The sequence below is a fragment of the Proteus sp. FZP2095 genome (genome assembly GCF_023701425.1).
GTDB lineage: Bacteria > Pseudomonadota > Gammaproteobacteria > Enterobacterales > Enterobacteriaceae > Proteus > Proteus cibarius.
The window spans coordinates 178968-194505 of the sequence record NZ_JAMQBJ010000001.1 but is presented as its reverse complement, the minus strand read 5'-3'; the positions used below and the strand labels follow the sequence as shown (position 1 = coordinate 194505).

Here is a 15538-nt window from a genome sequence, read left to right as displayed (position 1 = left end):
ATTTAATTAATTTTACTTCGGGGATTTTTGCTATAAATTTGAGATACATCTCTCAATTAATGAATTTGTTGCAATTGTTTCATTGAAAATATGATTTTCATCACATATAAGAATGAGTAAAGATGCCTAGAATCTTATAATACAGAAAGATTAATGGGAGACTCATGTATGCATACTCGTTTTCAGGCAGTTTGGTCAGATTTATCCCCTCAGTTACAACAAGCACTTGCTCCTTATCTTGAGCAGGATGAATTCCCTGCAATGTTTACAGCAGAGCAGGTCAATGCCATAAAAACACAGTTACAATGTAATGATGATGCCTTAGCCCTCGCACTTTTACCAGTCGCGGCTGCTTGTGCAGTGACACCGATATCTCATTTTAATGTTGGTGCTATTGCTCGTGGTGAAAGTGGTAATCTCTACTTTGGTGCCAACATGGAATTTGCAGGTGCCCCACTACAACAAACTGTTCACGCAGAACAAAGTGCTGTGACTCATGCGTGGTTACAAGGTGAATCTCGCTTGATCTCCGTTACCGTTAACTATACACCTTGTGGTCACTGTCGCCAGTTTATGAACGAATTGAACAGTGGCACCCATATTCAAATTCAGTTACCGGGAAGAAAAATGGCAACATTAGGTGATTATTTACCTGATAGCTTTGGCCCGAAAGATCTCAATATCACCTCTTTATTAATGGACAAAGTTAATCACGGTTACAAAATTGATAACCCTAGTGAATTAGCACAACAAGCGCTACAAGCCACGAATCGTAGCCATGCTCCTTATAGTGAGTCGCACAGTGGTATTGCTGTTCAAATGAAAAATGGCAAAATATTCCAAGGTAGTTACGCAGAAAATGCCGCATTCAACCCAAGTTTACCGCCACTACAAGCCGCATTAATTTTGTTAAATATGGCGGGTGAGAGTGTTATGGATATTGAATCTGCTGTCTTAATCGAAAAAACAGAGACAGTTTTAACGCAATGGGATGCAACACAAGCAACATTAACTGCTTTAGGTTGTCGCCAAATGCAACGTATCACTTTGTAAAAAGTTTTAACTTATTCCTCTAAAAATCTCTCCTAAAAAAGCATCAGCATGTAAATTTTGCTGATGCTTACCAGAAAAAGTTGTAACAACCGTATCTATCTCTCATTTCTAAGCATAAAAATCATAAAAAAATAACATAAGCTGTACATATTTTTATTATTTTGTAGGATCTACAATTGTCATGTGACTAACTGCCTTACAAGAGTATTTTTCATGGAACTGGAACACGAAAGTAAACGCCCTCTCTACATCCCGTATGCAGGTCCAATCCTGCTTGAATTTCCCCTGTTAAATAAAGGTAGTGCTTTCAGCGAAGAAGAACGCAGCACCTTTAACTTACATGGTTTACTGCCTGAAGCAGTTGAAACCATCGAAGAACAGGTTGAACGCGCTTATCGCCAATATCTTGATTTCAAAAACGATAACGATAAACATATTTACCTACGAAATATCCAAGATACCAATGAAACCCTATTTTACCGTCTATTGGAATCTCACCTAACTGAAATGATGCCTATCATTTACACACCAACAGTAGGTGAAGCTTGTGAACATTTCTCTGATATTTATCGTCGTGCTCGTGGTTTATTTATCTCTTACCCTAACCGTGCCAATATCGACGATATGCTACAAAACGCCACGAAACAGAACGTAAAAGTCATTGTTGTAACAGATGGCGAACGCATTCTTGGTCTAGGTGACCAAGGTATCGGTGGTATGGGTATTCCTATCGGTAAACTCTCTTTATATACCGCGTGTGGTGGTATTAGCCCGGCGTACACACTGCCTGTTGTACTTGATGTGGGTACTAACAACCCACAACGTTTAAACGATCCTCTGTATATGGGATGGCGTCATCCTCGCATTACAGGTGATGAATATAACGAGTTTGTTGATGAGTTTATTCAAGCTGTTAAACGTCGCTGGCCAAATGTTTTACTGCAATTCGAAGATTTCGCACAAAAAAATGCGATGCCTTTATTAAACCGTTATCGTGATGAGCTATGTTGCTTTAACGATGATATTCAAGGTACAGCGTCTGTTACTTTAGGTAGCTTAATTGCAGCAAGTCGTGCTGCTGGCCGCCAATTAAAAGACCAAACTGTCACTTTCTTAGGTGCAGGCTCAGCAGGTTGCGGTATTGCTGAGCAAATCATTGCCCAAATGAAGTCCGAAGGTTTAAGTGATGAACAAGCGCGTCAACGTATCTTTATGGTCGACCGTTTTGGCTTATTAACAGATAAACTGCCAAATCTACTTGATTTCCAAAGCAAACTTATCCAAAAAAGTGAAACTATTGCTGATTGGGAAACCGGAAGCGATGCGATTTCACTGTTAGAAGTGGTTAAGAATGCAAAACCGACTATTTTGATTGGTGTTTCAGGACAAGCAGGTTTATTCACTGAAGAAATTATTCGTGAAATGCACAAACACTGTGAACGCCCTATCGTAATGCCATTATCTAACCCGACTTCTCGTGTAGAAGCGCGTCCTGAAGATATTATCAATTGGACTAATGGACAAGCTTTAGTCGCAACGGGTAGCCCATTTGCACCGGTTAAATACAAAGATAAAGAGTATCCAATTGCACAATGCAACAACTCTTATATCTTCCCAGGTATTGGGCTAGGTGTTATCGCATGTGGTGCAAAACGTGTTACTGATGCCATGTTAATGGTTGCAAGCCGTGCATTAGCTGATTGCTCACCAATGGCAAAAGATGGTGATGGTTCTCTGTTACCTTTACTGGCTGATATTCAGCAAGTTTCGCGTTATATCGCAAAACAAGTTGCAAAAGAAGCTCAAGTACAAGGTGTTGCTACCGTAACTTCTGATTCAGCATTAGAAGAAGCTATTGAACGTAACTATTGGTCACCAGAGTACCGTATTTACAAAAGAACCTCGTTCTAAGTAGCTTGAAACACTAAGTACCATTCTGAAAAGCGCATCATTACTTAATATGAAGCGCTTTTTTCTTGCTTCCCTATCTCCGCTCAAGTAGCCTTAAGCATTATGAAAGTCATTCATTATTTGCGTCATTAAGGCAAGGAAATGCTAAAACGCCTCATTTATCTCTTTCTCACACTTTTTATTCTGCTTGCTGTCATCTTGATTGCCTGCGATCGCTGGATCGGTTGGAAAACCAATCCTTATATCTTTGAAGATGTGGATACGCTACCTGCTAAAAAGGTAGGCATGGTATTAGGCACATCGAAGTACTACACCAGCGGTTATATAAATCAGTTTTATCAATACCGCATCCAAGGCGCTGTTAATGCTTATAATAGTGGCAAAATTCAGTATTTATTGCTCAGCGGTGATAATGCCAAGCACAGCTATAATGAACCGAATACGATGCGTAAAGATCTCATTAAAGCAGGCATTCCGGCCTCTCGTATTGTGATGGATTTTGCAGGCTTCAGAACACTTGATTCAGTAGTACGAACAAAAGAGGTATTTGGTACAGATGGATTTACCATTATCACTCAGCGTTTTCACTGTGAACGTGCCGTTTTTATCGCATTAGAAAAAGGAATTGACGCACAATGCTTTGCTGTTGCATCCCCTAAAAGCATGTTTAAAGTACGTGTACGCGAAGTATTTGCCAGAGCTGGTGCAATGATTGATGTGTATATTCTAAACCGTGAACCACGCTTTTTAGGGCCACCAGAAACTATTCCTGCAATACAATCTATTCCAGAAGGCATTAAAGGTTATCCTGCGGTTTCACCAGAGGAAGTCGAATCACTTCCTCTAAACAAAAATAATCATGAAAAAACCTAAAAGAATTGCGCTAATTTTGAGGCTGATTTACGCCAGATCCACTCTATTGGCCCTTGTGGGAAAAAACGTAACCAAATCACAGCAAAAGTGATATTGATTGCCCAAATGGCAACAACAAAAGGCATCAATTCCGGCAGAGTAAATTGATTAAATAGCCCCATACGCTGAAATAAATAAATCCCGATAAGGCTTTGCATTAGATAGGTTGTTAACGCCATTTTGCCAACACAACGTAAAGCATAGGCAAGATAAGAGTGTTGAATAATATCCCAACTCCAATAAAACAGCGCAATATACCCCAAACTTTGCATCACTTGGATCAGCATGGTTAAAGGTTGTGCCAAAATAGCAGCCCAGCGGTAATCCCAATCAAGGTAATAATCCACCAGCACAATAGTTGTTTGTAAGCTTAAACTGATTGTGAGGAAATAAAGTGCCACATGACCATAATGAGCACGACTAAATTTCTGCTGTAACCAACCAGACGCCATTAGTGCAGAGCCCATCAACATCGCACCAAACAAAAACCAACTGTATTGACGTACTAGATTAAAAATAAAAAGACTTAGCTCATTCAAACGATAATAAACACTATTTAAATAAGGCCCTGTTTTCCAATCTGATTCAGCCAATTGAGAATATGGCGTGCTGTACCAAACGGTATCAATAAAGTCGCGATAATAGTAAAACAACGCACCTAAAATAAGTGCGCCACAAAAATAGAGTATTACTCCCAATATAAACTGGTGTTTTGTCGCTATTGATTTAATAAACACAAAAACAAATAAACCACATATACTATATGGAAATAAAATATCACCTTCCCAAATAAATAGTGTGTGAATAAGGCCAATCAATGCCAGCACAACTAACCGCGATATATTAAAACGCGCTCCTTTATGCAAAAGGAGATAAAGCGTACCACCAAATAGCAACGCAAAAATAAAGAGGAATTTTCCTTGAGCAAACAGATTTAATGCCATCCATGTTATGCGATCACCAAAAGAGGCCTCCCCCGAATGTAATGGGTTAAATGAAGCCACTCTTAATAATGCAAAACCTGAAATATTGAGCAATAAAATGCCAAGGATCGCCATTCCTCTCAACGCATCGAGAGCTTCAATACGTTGATGAGACGATTCATTCATTTTTATTTAAAAATCTCAAAGATGACGAACAGCGCGCAAAAACTCCTGACGCGTATTTTGACTAGATTTAAATAATCCACCCAACGAGGTAGTTGTTGTTGCACTCGTTGCATCACGAATACCACGAGCCTTAACACAGTAGTGAACCGCATCAATAGAAACAGCCACATTTTTTGTGCCTAGTAACGTTTGTAATGCGATAAGGATTTGCTGTGTTAAACGTTCTTGAACTTGAGGACGTTGAGCAAAGAATTGCACAATACGATTGATTTTAGATAACCCAATCACTTTATCTTTCGGGATATAAGCCACAATCGCTTTACCATCAATGGTAACAAAGTGATGTTCGCAAGTACTTGTTAATGTGATATCTCGTACTGTCACCATTTCATCAACTTGCATTTTATTTTCAATTAGCGTGATTTTTGGGAAGTTGTGGTAATCCAGCCCTGAGAAAATTTCATCAACATACATTTTAGCGATACGACGAGGTGTTTCAGCTAAACTATCGTCGCTTAAATCCAGATTTAACAGCTTCATCACTTCTGTCATATGATGTTCAATTTGCTGTTTACTCTCACTTGGAGAGAGTTTTGGTTCACGAAGAGGCGTTTCCAAACCGCGTTCAACTAACGCAGCATGCACCCATTGCGCCTCTTTACTTAATGATGACATTGGACTCTCCGATAAACACATTAATTAAGTAGCAGTTATCACTCTTAGCAACAACAGCCTACACTTTAGATGACCTCAATCACATTATCCAGCGATACCGCATTTTTCGTTATGAAATTATTGCATTTTTGTATGAGCTATTTTTAGTTTACTGATGCTCTTTTTCTTTTACACACACCAGAAAACCACCGATTATCAACACAATAAAAGCAACATAAAGTGCAGGTTCTAATTTTCCTGTTAATGCGGTTGAAAGTGAAGAAATTACGGGGCCAACTAATTGTCCAATAGCATAAAAAGTGGTGAGTAACCCCGCCATATAACGCCCATGATCAGGTGCTAATTCTCTGCCTCGTAAAAAAGCAAGTTGTACAGCGCACATAAGACCGCCACCAATTAAGAAAGCGCCAATCGCAAGCCCTGTTATCGTCGGCATCCACTCTGCAATCAAAATGCCTAATGCTTGTAACCAAAGCGTAATAGCTAAGCGTAACTGCGTATTTAGTATGTTACGCGTTAAAATGGCGATCCCAATACACAATGCAGCTGAAGCACCAAAAACAGGCCAAACAAATTGCGCGATCAAGCTACCCGGAAAACGTTCTGCCGCCATTTGAGAAAGAAATGTGGCAGGTAAAATATAGCCAAATCCGGCAAAGGTATAACCCCAAATCAGCTTTTTCATCGCTGGAGTGAGCGTTAAAGGGGCAACTTTTACTTCTTCTCTGCTCATTTTCCAAGGTTTGGGAAGATGATAGCTCACATATATGGCACAAATAAAAGCAAGAGAACCATAAATTAACCACCCCGCCATAGCACTCATTTGCCATTTCATAATTAGCACGGCGAGAATACCGCTAATAAAGATACCTGCACCCGTTCCTGCATAAACTGCCACACTTAATGCAGGCCGATTAAGACGAGCCAGTAACTCATTAGCCCATGAAGCCACCAACACTAGCGTCCAACCACTTGCCCAGCCAATAAAAAAGCGCGCAATACTATGTGTAAAAGCATCATTTAAAAAAGCAGACAACAGAGTGATTATCACCGCGCCCCAAAGACCTGCCCACAAACGATATCCCACACCTTTAACGGCTTTCATCGCATCATAAGAGCCCGCGAGATAGCCAAGATAATTAAATGCGGCGACAATACCCGCACTTGTTAGCGTCAATTGATATTCTGCAATCATCAATGGCACTTGAGGTGTAAATGTAAAGCGCCCTATCCCCATTGCAACCACTAAAGCAAGAAACCCACTAAAAGCGATATGAAAAGCTTGTGCTGAATGACTTTGGTGATTTGAAGTATTCATGGATATCCATTATTTTGTTTTATCATTTTAATGTGCCGCCCATTAATAACAGAACAAGTAACACATTAACCCCAAACAGTTAACATTTTTACAATAAGACGTTTCATTTCTTTCTATTCACAAGATGATCTCTGACATGATGATGTTCATCGTGATAGATTAGTATCATGAAATAAAACAGAACATTTCGATAGATCTTGGAGTATATGATGAGTCAATGTCACGTTAGCGGTTTATTATCTCTTGATGAAGCGCTAGAAAAACTACTTGAAAAACCGCTGGCAATTACCAATACCCTTAACATTCCATTAAATAACGCCGCAGATTATATTCTAAGTGAAGATATTACATCCCCACTGAATGTTCCGCCTTTTGATAATTCGGCAATGGATGGTTATGGACTTCGTTACGCTGACTTAGAAGCTCAAACTCCACTTCCTGTTGCAGGTAAATCGTTCGCAGGTATTCCTTTTGAGGGAGAACTCCCTGCTGGGCAATGTGTACGCATTATGACAGGGGCAATGGTTCCTGCGGGTGTTGATACTGTCATAATGCAAGAAGAAGCTGAAGTGACTGAAAATGGTGTCCGTTTTCCACATCCTGCTAAAAAAGGCCAAAATATTCGCCGTATTGGTGAAGATATTAAAGAAAACGACATTGTATTACCGGCTGGCACTAAGCTTTCAACAGCGCAATTACCTTTAATCGCCTCTTTAGGTGTAGCAACAGTACAAGTTTATCGTCGTTTAAAAGTGGCTGTTTTCTCAACGGGCGATGAATTACAAACCATTGGCCAGCCATTAAAAGCAGGTCAAATTTATGATACAAACCGCTTTGCGGTACGTTTAATGCTTGAAAAATTAGGATGTGAAGTCTTAGATTTAGGGGTTATTCCTGATTCACCAGAAAAACTGCGTGAAACCTTTAAAAAAGCTGATCAAGAAGCAGATTTAGTGATCAGCAGTGGGGGGGTTTCTGTAGGTGAAGCCGATTACACCAAACAAATTCTTGATGAAATTGGTGAAATTGGTTTTTGGAAACTTGCCATTAAACCGGGAAAACCTTTTGCCTTTGGTCGATTACATAATGCATGGTTCTGCGGTTTACCAGGTAATCCAGTATCAGCGACCGTAACATTCTATCAATTGGTTCAGCCTCTGATCGCGCGGTTGTCAGGCTTTAGCCATTGGAAAGCGCCACAACGTTTCCAAGCTATTGCTCAATCACCATTAAAAAAATCAGCAGGTCGCCTTGATTTTCAACGCGGTATTGCAAGTATTAATGCCGAAGGTGTATGGCAAGTCGATACCTCTGGTCATCAAGGCTCACACGTTTATAGCTCCTTTAGTGTCGCTAATTGCTTTATCGTTTTAGAGCGTGAACGCGGTAAAGTTGCAGCTGGTGAAACGGTTACTATTGAGCTATTTAATTCTCTATTAAAAAGTGAATAGCCTTTATGAGTATTGAATTAACCGATAAAGAAACGCTGCGCTACAATCGCCAGATTGTATTAAGAGGTTTTGATTTTGATGGTCAAGAGGCACTGAAAAGTGCTTCTGTATTGATTGTTGGCGCAGGTGGCTTAGGATGTAGTGCCTCGCAATATCTTACAGCCGCAGGTGTGGGAAAACTCACATTATTAGATTTTGATACAGTTTCTCTTTCTAATCTTCAGCGCCAAATTCTTCATCGCGACGCCACGATTGGTCAACCAAAAGTGCTATCTGCAAAAGCGACATTAGAAGCAATTAATCCTCATGTCACGATAGAAACCGTCGATGCATTACTTGAAGACGAGGCTTTAGCAGAGCTTATTAGCCAACATAATATTGTTATGGATTGTACTGATAATGTGACAGTACGTGAGCAACTTAATCGTCTCTGCTTTCATCAGAAAAAGCCTCTCGTTTCTGGTGCCGCTATTCGGATGGAAGGTCAAATCAGTGTATTCACCTACCAAGATGATGAGCCTTGCTATCGCTGTTTAAGCCATCTTTTTGGTGATAATGCGTTAAGTTGTGTTGAAGCGGGTATAATGGCACCTGTAGTCGGTACAATTGGCACATTACAAGCAGTTGAAGCCATTAAATTACTCACCGGCTATGGTGAAAATTTACATGGTAAGGTATTAATGTTTGATGCAATGCGTATGCAATTTCGCGAATTCAAATTACCTAAAAATCCACATTGTGAAGTGTGTTCTGCCAATTCACCCGATAACTAACCGCTTTCTATCCTAGATAAGGTAAGTCTAACTTCTTTAAACTTACCTTATCACCTTTCGAAGAGAGAGGTATTCACTCTAATGTAATTATCTTAAGCATAAACTCATCTAAATTACTCAAGAAAGAATCTAATCTTGAAAAGATAAATTCAGAGTGTTCATCACTTAGTTTCACATTCCCAGAACAACGTACATTAAAGTTTATTTGTAGGCATTTAGCTTCACTGGCAAGATAATCAACGGCACTGACAAATTTCTCAACATATAAAATATCTAGATTTGTCTCTTCTTTTATTTCGCGTTTAAGTGCTTGAAGCATGGATTCTCCCTCTTCAATACCACCTGAAGGTATTTCCCAAACATTAGGCATAAACTCATGCTGAGAACGTTTTAGAAAAAGTACTTTATCGTTTATGTCATCAACTTTAATGATGCCGCCAACTACGATACGATCATATTTATCCAAAGAATTTAATATGTTATAAGGAACTAAAGGCTCAATCATTTTTTATATAACTCCGCAACAGTTCTAATAATGGATAAATAGTTATCAATAAAATTGTAGCGTTCTTCACCATACCAAACATCTAATTTGAACATACTATTATGAAATTTAATGGCATTCTCGAAATGACATTTTTGAATGCGTACTTTTTTACAATAACTTTGAGATATCTTCTGTGGAGAGTGAAATAAAAAATAATTATTAAGTGGGCAAGTTGTTCCCGGAATATCAGCCTCTACAGCACCAAGTTCATTTAATTTTTTAACAAAATCATGGAGCTCAATTGTAAATTGAGTTTTATCAAATATGATAGGTAATGCGTACCAAGCAGGATTAGCTTTGTCAGGAATACGGACTATTTTTAAGCCATTAATAGACTCAATGCCTTTTTTCATTAACATTGCCGTTTCTCGCTTTTCCTCCATTATTTGCCCAAAGTGAGCCATTTGAGGCATAACAATGGCTGCTCCTAATGGGTGCATTCGCAAATTCAACCCAGTACCAGTAATAGCAAAATCTTTTAAATCCTCATTATGAACTTCTTTTTTTGCACGTTTATTAAAATGCCCAATTAGGATAGCTCTCTCATATATTCTGCGATGTTTAGTTGCAAAAAAACCACCTTCACCAGAAGTCAGGATCTTCTTACCTTGAAAACTCCATGCCGAACCATCAGAAAAGCTACCAATTATCTTGTCGTCCCACATTGCACCATGTGCATGTGAACTATCTTCCAGAAGAAGCAAACTGTTGCGTTTGCAAATATCTATAAGCTCATCCATATCACATGGAATACCCCACATATGGGTTATCACTACAGCTTTTGTCTTACTAGTAATTAAAGCTTCTACAGCCTTAGGATCAACATTGCCATTATCTCCACAATCAGCAAATTTCAATTCTGCTCCCAGTTGATGAAGGGGCGCACAAGTTGCAAAAAAAGTATAACTAGGAACAATAACTTCATCACCATGAGTAATTCCAGCACCGTAGAACATAGAAAATAGAGCTGTTGTTCCAGAATTAACTGCAACAGCATTTTCTACATTAAATTTTTTTTTGAACTCATTTTCAACTCGTTCATAAATACCACCGTTATCATAAATGGAGATATCCTCAATAAGCTGGTTTTGCACACTCTCTTTTATTTCATCAGAAATTTGGGGATGTAAGAATTTAGAATAATTTGAATTCATAGTTAGATATCTCATTTATATAGTTCTATTAAAATTACTTTTTTTTACTGCTTGTTCTAAAACATGCATTATAGATATTGAATTATTTAAATTTTTTTCAAAACCGGCCTCACCACCATCAAAAAGAAAACTTTGATACATCCTTATAAAGGGTGATATTGGTTCTGCTTTATAAAAATTAATTACTTTTTGTTTTTTATTTTTAATAGTGACACCTTCTTTATTGGCATGAAATATTCTATTTCTCCCATAGGCAGTAATATCTTCATTTTTTTCCATTCCTACACATGAAATATTGGCGAAAATAGTTACCCCAGCACATTCAAATTCAACAAAAGCAATATCATCAACGTTATATTCTCCTTCTGATGAGTTTATTAATTTTGCATAATTAATAGTAATCTTCTCACCATTGAATAAATAATTTATAATATCAACAACATGATATCCCATATCTAACCAGACGCCACCGCCAGAGGTTAAAAATTGTCCTCTCCAATTTGCATTAGGATTTTTACTTGAAATGATATAATTAATCATTATTTGAGAAATTTTATCGCCTGATTTATCCATTTCTTTTTTAAGTAATTCATAAGATGGTGTATATCTCTTTTGACAAACCGTAAATATTTTAAAATTCTTTCCACGAGAAAAATCACTAAATAATTTCGCTTGCGTTAAATTAAGCGCGAATGGTTTTTCTTTTATTATTTTCAAAGAATAATTACTACAATACTTTAATGTTTCACAATATAAATCATGAGGCAAAGCAATAATCAACGTATCAGGTTGAATATTACCTATTAGCATCTTATAGCAAGAATAGATTGGAATTTCATAATTAAGAATTTCTTTAGCTTGATTAATATTATCTGAAGATATATCACACAAAGCATGAATTTTAACACCTAATGAAATCATTGCAGGTAAGTGTTCTTTTAATACAATGCCCCCACAACCAATTACTGCCACTTTCATTACAAACTCCTTTCTTGTAAAAATTAAATATATTTAAACTATTTAATTTTAAAATTATTAGATGGTAATAAAAATCTCATTCACACAATAAAAACCCTATAAAAACCCTATAAAAACCCTATAAAAACCACTATACAAATAAATTACTTAAACAAGTAAGAATATAATTTAAAACTACCATGTTAAATTATAAAGCAATTTTAATTTGATATTTTTATATAAAATAACTTACATAAAAATATAAATAACAAACTCATAATTAATTATAAAATCATTGTATTTATTTCATTTCAATTAAAATATTTTTAACATTACTTTATAAGTCTAAATTATTTTAGCTTATTAAAATAAATTAAATAATAAAAAATAAAATTAGAAACATTAATAAAAGTAGGTTGTACTCTTATACATACCTGTTTTATATTGATTAATTATTTACGGCATATTTTCAAAACATTATCGCCCGCGTCAAAACGCAACAGGATGCCCTATAAGCAGAATAATCATTTAAGCACGCGTTTTATGTACTTAAAAAGCAATACAAGGTAGAAGAATGACATTTCAAATTGCAGACACTCTCTATTACAACGGGCTTATTTATACCGCTGATCATAATAACAATATTGTTGATGCTATCGCGATCAGCCAAGGTGTAATTATTGCTTCTGGTAAAAAAGAGGGGTTACTTTCTTACTGTAATGAAAATACTGAACAGATTGATTTACAGGGAAGAATGGTCATGCCGGGCATTATTGATGCACATATGCACCCATTCTGGGGAGGTGCAACGTTAGCGGGTTGCCATCTTGATTATCAATCGCTCTCTATCGATGACATTTTATTGCGTATTCAGAAATACCTTGATGAAAACTTTATTGATGGTGATACCGAATGGTTAAAAGTCTCCGCATGGTATCGTGAAGGTATGCAACCTGAAGGCGTGCAAATGACACGTTATCACCTTGATACCTTAAATACGAATCGCCCTATTTTGCTCTTTTCTAGCGATTGTCATAGTGTTCTTGCTAATTCTCGTGCTTTAGAGTTGTTAAATATCACCGCTGAAACGCCCGATCCACCCGATGGAAATATTGAACGTGATGGTGACAGAACACCTATTGGTATTCTTGAAGATGCGCCAGCAATGCAAGCCATTGACAAGTTACCGCCACTGACTGAAGCACAAAATCTGCAAATAGCCCGTCATGTTCAAAAATTATTAAATGAACAAGGCGTGACCACTATAATGGATGCACGTGTAGGCGAGCCTCAATTACGCGCCTTTAATACATTAAGAAAAGCAGGTGAACTGACTCTTCGCGTAGAGAATGCCGTTGAAATCACGCCGGATGATGTACCTTGTATTGAAGATATTCCAAACGCTGTACACCATGCTGCCACTCGTTTTTCACAATGGCATCAAATCAGCGAAAATGCTCAACCTAGTGTTGCAATCCGCCATATCAAGCTTTTCCTTGATGGTGTATTACAAGCGCCGATTATGACAGCCCGTTTACACTCACCTTATCGTATCAATGTTGGCACTGATGAAACGCCACACTGGCAAGATTCTGAACATATTGGCGATCTCTATTTTCCACCTGAAATCTTAACGCCGCTAGTCACCGAAATTGCCCGTGCTGGTTATCACCCTCATATTCATACTGTTGCTGAAGGTGCAATTAGTACGGCTCTTGATGCCATTAGTGCAATGCGTGAAGCCTTACCTGAGAAAGACATTAGACCGGGGCTTGCGCATAATGAATTGATGTGTGAAAAAGATTACGCTCGTTTTACACAATTAAAAACCTACCCTTTTATCTCCTTCCAATGGGCGGCGGCAGAACAGAGCAATATCGAAAAAGATATTGAAATGCTGGGTAAATCTCGCTGTGACTATCTAGAGACTGCTGGCAAGTTTATTGATGCTGGCGTTACTGTTGCTTTTGGTAGCGATTGGCCAATTGATCCACTTAATGAATGGTACGATTTTAAAGTCGCAATGACTCGTCAAAAAGAGGCAACAAGTCCTCGTCTTGATAATGATCGTAACCTAACATTAATTGAAGTCCTACGCGCAGCCACTATTAATGCGGCAAAAGCTTTGGATATGGATACTCAAATTGGCTCATTAGAAGTCGGAAAATTTGCCGATTTTATTGTATTAGATAGAAACCTGTTTGAAATATCGGCAGAAGATGTTGAAAATGTCAGGGTATTGTGTACGATCATTGCGGGGAAACCCACAATTTAGCTGAATAATATAAGTAATAAACCCGCGTAAAGCGGGTTTATTTTTATCTATGCGCTTAATCCTATGAAAATTAACGTAAATTGGATCTGCTATAAAGCAATCCCCATCACTGTGCTCACTTCTTTTAATCCTTCACGTTCGTAAAAACGTTTTGCTGCACCATTTTCAGCTAATACCGATAACTCGAGATGCGTCATTTTTTCTGATTTAGCCCACTCTTTCATCGCTGTTAATAATAAACTGCCTGCGCCTTGGCTACGTAAAGAAGGGTCGACAACAATATCATAAATATAAGCATATTTACGCTGAACCAAGCAGTTAAACATTGGTGTTTCTTGAATTTGCGCCATGCTAAATCCAACGACTTTACCGTCTAAATCTGCCACTAAAAGATGAAACTTATCATTTTTTACTCCATTAATAATAAAAGCTTCATCTTGCTTACCCGGTTTTAATCGATCTGGTTGTAAATTCGCCATTTCATTAAATAAATAAGTGTAAAGCGTATTAATTTCTTCTACATCAGACAAAATTGCTTTTCTTATTATTATCATTTTTTACCTTTATTTGTTGTAGGTTTTTACAGGGGGTGCAATATATGTTTCAAATTTATCTAATAATTGAATAGGACATTGTTCTACAATCGCCATATTCCGATATTTTTCATGTAAGAATTGTTCGTCCGCCATTTTATCAATCATCATTAATAATGGAGAATAGAACTGATTGATATTAAGTAAGCCTAATGGTTTCTGATGCAATCCAATTTGGCTCCATGTAAAGACTTCACTAAACTCCTCTAATGTACCAAAGCCACCAGGTAAAGCGACAAAACCGTCAGCTAGTTCAATCATTTTACTTTTACGCTGATGCATTGTTTCAACAACATGTAATTCGGTCAGATTTTTATGTGAAATTTCACGCCCTTCTAGCAACGTAGGAATAACACCAATTACCTTTCCGCCTTCGACTAATACTGTATCGGCGAGTGTGCCCATAATTCCTACACTTGCACCACCATAAATTAAGGTAATATTACGTTTAACCAGCTCTTTGGCAAAAATAATTGCTTGTTCTTTATAAATAGGTGAAGCCCCTAAACTAGAACCACAATACACTGCGATAGATTTTATTTTACTCATTTTTTTATTCTCTTTTAGCTAGTTAAAACGAGTTTGGAATTATACTGAAGGTACTTTTAATAAAAAAGGTTAAAAAAAGTGTTTTTACACTTTTTATCGCACATATATATTTAATGATTATCAACCCTTATATTTATAAGAGGCTGTTTTTTATTTTATTAAAAATAAATTAATTTATATTTAAGATAATTTAACTAAACTGAATTAAAACAAAAAATATTTATTAAGGAATAACTGTATTAAAGCTGGTGATTTTATTTT

14 protein-coding genes are annotated in these 15538 nt (G+C 37.3%); 6 read left to right on the top strand and 8 right to left on the bottom strand.

The features are described 5' to 3' along the window. Window positions 1-168 precede the first annotated feature (168 nt). The 3 genes from cdd to sanA all read left to right on the top strand — a co-directional run bounded on the left by cdd (window position 169) and on the right by sanA (window position 3837). Window positions 169-1053, top strand: coding sequence for a cytidine deaminase (gene cdd, locus NBG71_RS00900; RefSeq protein WP_075672540.1), 885 nt, complete (start codon window positions 169-171; stop codon window positions 1051-1053). Between the two features lie 213 nt (window positions 1054-1266). Next, window positions 1267-2964, top strand: a complete 1698-nt coding sequence (locus tag NBG71_RS00895; protein WP_075672541.1) for an NAD-dependent malic enzyme — start codon at window positions 1267-1269, stop codon at window positions 2962-2964. 141 nt (window positions 2965-3105) lie between these two features. Then, window positions 3106-3837 (top strand): outer membrane permeability protein SanA, encoded by a 732-nt coding sequence (gene sanA, locus NBG71_RS00890; RefSeq protein ID WP_075672542.1) that lies wholly within the window; start codon window positions 3106-3108, stop codon window positions 3835-3837. On the opposite strand, the gene yeiB is transcribed toward sanA, so the two are convergent. The 3 genes from yeiB to NBG71_RS00875 all read right to left on the bottom strand — a co-directional run bounded on the left by yeiB (window position 3834) and on the right by NBG71_RS00875 (window position 6978). Further along, entirely contained in the window at window positions 3834-4985 is a 1152-nt protein-coding gene (yeiB, locus tag NBG71_RS00885; protein WP_099659792.1) for a DUF418 domain-containing protein YeiB, read from the bottom strand. The genes sanA and yeiB overlap by 4 nt on opposite strands. A 15-nt stretch (window positions 4986-5000) precedes the next feature. Further along, complete coding sequence (gene folE / locus NBG71_RS00880) at window positions 5001-5660, bottom strand: GTP cyclohydrolase I FolE (RefSeq protein WP_023581251.1); 660 nt, start codon at window positions 5658-5660, stop codon at window positions 5001-5003. A gap of 148 nt (window positions 5661-5808) precedes the next feature. Next, window positions 5809-6978 carry a YbfB/YjiJ family MFS transporter gene (locus tag NBG71_RS00875; RefSeq protein WP_075672544.1) on the bottom strand — a complete coding sequence of 390 codons (1170 nt, stop codon included), beginning with the start codon at window positions 6976-6978 and terminating at the stop codon, window positions 5809-5811. A 209-nt stretch (window positions 6979-7187) separates the two neighbouring features. On the opposite strand from NBG71_RS00875, the gene moeA reads away from it, so the two are divergent. Together moeA and moeB are read left to right on the top strand one after the other, a co-directional pair. After that, the gene (gene moeA, locus NBG71_RS00870) at window positions 7188-8429 is read left to right on the top strand and encodes a molybdopterin molybdotransferase MoeA (RefSeq protein WP_191902103.1); all 1242 of its coding nucleotides are present in this window, start codon (window positions 7188-7190) and stop codon (window positions 8427-8429) included. 5 nt (window positions 8430-8434) lie between these two features. After that, window positions 8435-9202, top strand: coding sequence for a molybdopterin-synthase adenylyltransferase MoeB (moeB, locus tag NBG71_RS00865; protein WP_250916456.1), 768 nt, complete (start codon window positions 8435-8437; stop codon window positions 9200-9202). A 73-nt stretch (window positions 9203-9275) separates the two neighbouring features. Here the strand turns inward: moeB and NBG71_RS00860 are convergent, their stop codons facing one another. Genes NBG71_RS00860 through NBG71_RS00850 form a run of 3 tightly spaced genes read right to left on the bottom strand, consistent with a single transcriptional unit; the run spans window position 9276 to window position 11881 of the window. Further along, the gene (locus tag NBG71_RS00860; protein ID WP_075672547.1) at window positions 9276-9707 is read right to left on the bottom strand and encodes an NUDIX domain-containing protein; all 432 of its coding nucleotides are present in this window, start codon (window positions 9705-9707) and stop codon (window positions 9276-9278) included. Further along, on the bottom strand, window positions 9704-10903 hold the full coding sequence (locus tag NBG71_RS00855; protein ID WP_075672548.1) for a DegT/DnrJ/EryC1/StrS family aminotransferase: 1200 nt from the start codon (window positions 10901-10903) through the stop codon (window positions 9704-9706). Before NBG71_RS00855 ends, NBG71_RS00860 begins: the two co-directional genes overlap by 4 nt. A gap of 15 nt (window positions 10904-10918) precedes the next feature. Beyond that, complete coding sequence (locus NBG71_RS00850) at window positions 10919-11881, bottom strand: Gfo/Idh/MocA family protein (protein WP_250916455.1); 963 nt, start codon at window positions 11879-11881, stop codon at window positions 10919-10921. Window positions 11882-12434: 553 nt separating this feature from the next. On the opposite strand from NBG71_RS00850, the gene NBG71_RS00845 reads away from it, so the two are divergent. Then, window positions 12435-14135 (top strand): amidohydrolase, encoded by a 1701-nt coding sequence (locus NBG71_RS00845; protein WP_109420147.1) that lies wholly within the window; start codon window positions 12435-12437, stop codon window positions 14133-14135. Between the two features lie 89 nt (window positions 14136-14224). On the opposite strand, the gene NBG71_RS00840 is transcribed toward NBG71_RS00845, so the two are convergent. Further along, window positions 14225-14689, bottom strand: a complete 465-nt coding sequence (locus tag NBG71_RS00840) for a GNAT family N-acetyltransferase (RefSeq protein ID WP_075674377.1) — start codon at window positions 14687-14689, stop codon at window positions 14225-14227. Window positions 14690-14698: 9 nt separating this feature from the next. After that, on the bottom strand, window positions 14699-15277 hold the full coding sequence (locus NBG71_RS00835; RefSeq protein WP_075674376.1) for an LOG family protein: 579 nt from the start codon (window positions 15275-15277) through the stop codon (window positions 14699-14701). Window positions 15278-15538: the final 261 nt, after the last annotated feature.

Bases quoted from the DNA above. Each gene is read 5' to 3' on its own strand.
- sanA (WP_075672542.1), top strand. From the start codon at position 3,106: ATGCTAAAACGCCTCATTTATCTCTTTCTCACACTTTTTATTCTGCTT.
- moeA (WP_191902103.1), top strand. From the start codon at position 7,188: ATGAGTCAATGTCACGTTAGCGGTTTATTATCTCTTGATGAAGCGCTA.
- folE (WP_023581251.1), bottom strand. From the start codon at position 5,660: ATGTCATCATTAAGTAAAGAGGCGCAATGGGTGCATGCTGCGTTAGTT.
- NBG71_RS00855 (WP_075672548.1), bottom strand. From the start codon at position 10,903: ATGAATTCAAATTATTCTAAATTCTTACATCCCCAAATTTCTGATGAA.
- moeB (WP_250916456.1), top strand. From the start codon at position 8,435: ATGAGTATTGAATTAACCGATAAAGAAACGCTGCGCTACAATCGCCAG.
- NBG71_RS00860 (WP_075672547.1), bottom strand. From the start codon at position 9,707: ATGATTGAGCCTTTAGTTCCTTATAACATATTAAATTCTTTGGATAAA.
- NBG71_RS00845 (WP_109420147.1), top strand. From the start codon at position 12,435: ATGACATTTCAAATTGCAGACACTCTCTATTACAACGGGCTTATTTAT.
- cdd (WP_075672540.1), top strand. From the start codon at position 169: ATGCATACTCGTTTTCAGGCAGTTTGGTCAGATTTATCCCCTCAGTTA.
- NBG71_RS00875 (WP_075672544.1), bottom strand. From the start codon at position 6,978: ATGAATACTTCAAATCACCAAAGTCATTCAGCACAAGCTTTTCATATC.
- NBG71_RS00835 (WP_075674376.1), bottom strand. From the start codon at position 15,277: ATGAGTAAAATAAAATCTATCGCAGTGTATTGTGGTTCTAGTTTAGGG.
- NBG71_RS00850 (WP_250916455.1), bottom strand. From the start codon at position 11,881: ATGAAAGTGGCAGTAATTGGTTGTGGGGGCATTGTATTAAAAGAACAC.
- NBG71_RS00840 (WP_075674377.1), bottom strand. From the start codon at position 14,689: ATGATAATAATAAGAAAAGCAATTTTGTCTGATGTAGAAGAAATTAAT.
- yeiB (WP_099659792.1), bottom strand. From the start codon at position 4,985: ATGAATGAATCGTCTCATCAACGTATTGAAGCTCTCGATGCGTTGAGA.
- NBG71_RS00895 (WP_075672541.1), top strand. From the start codon at position 1,267: ATGGAACTGGAACACGAAAGTAAACGCCCTCTCTACATCCCGTATGCA.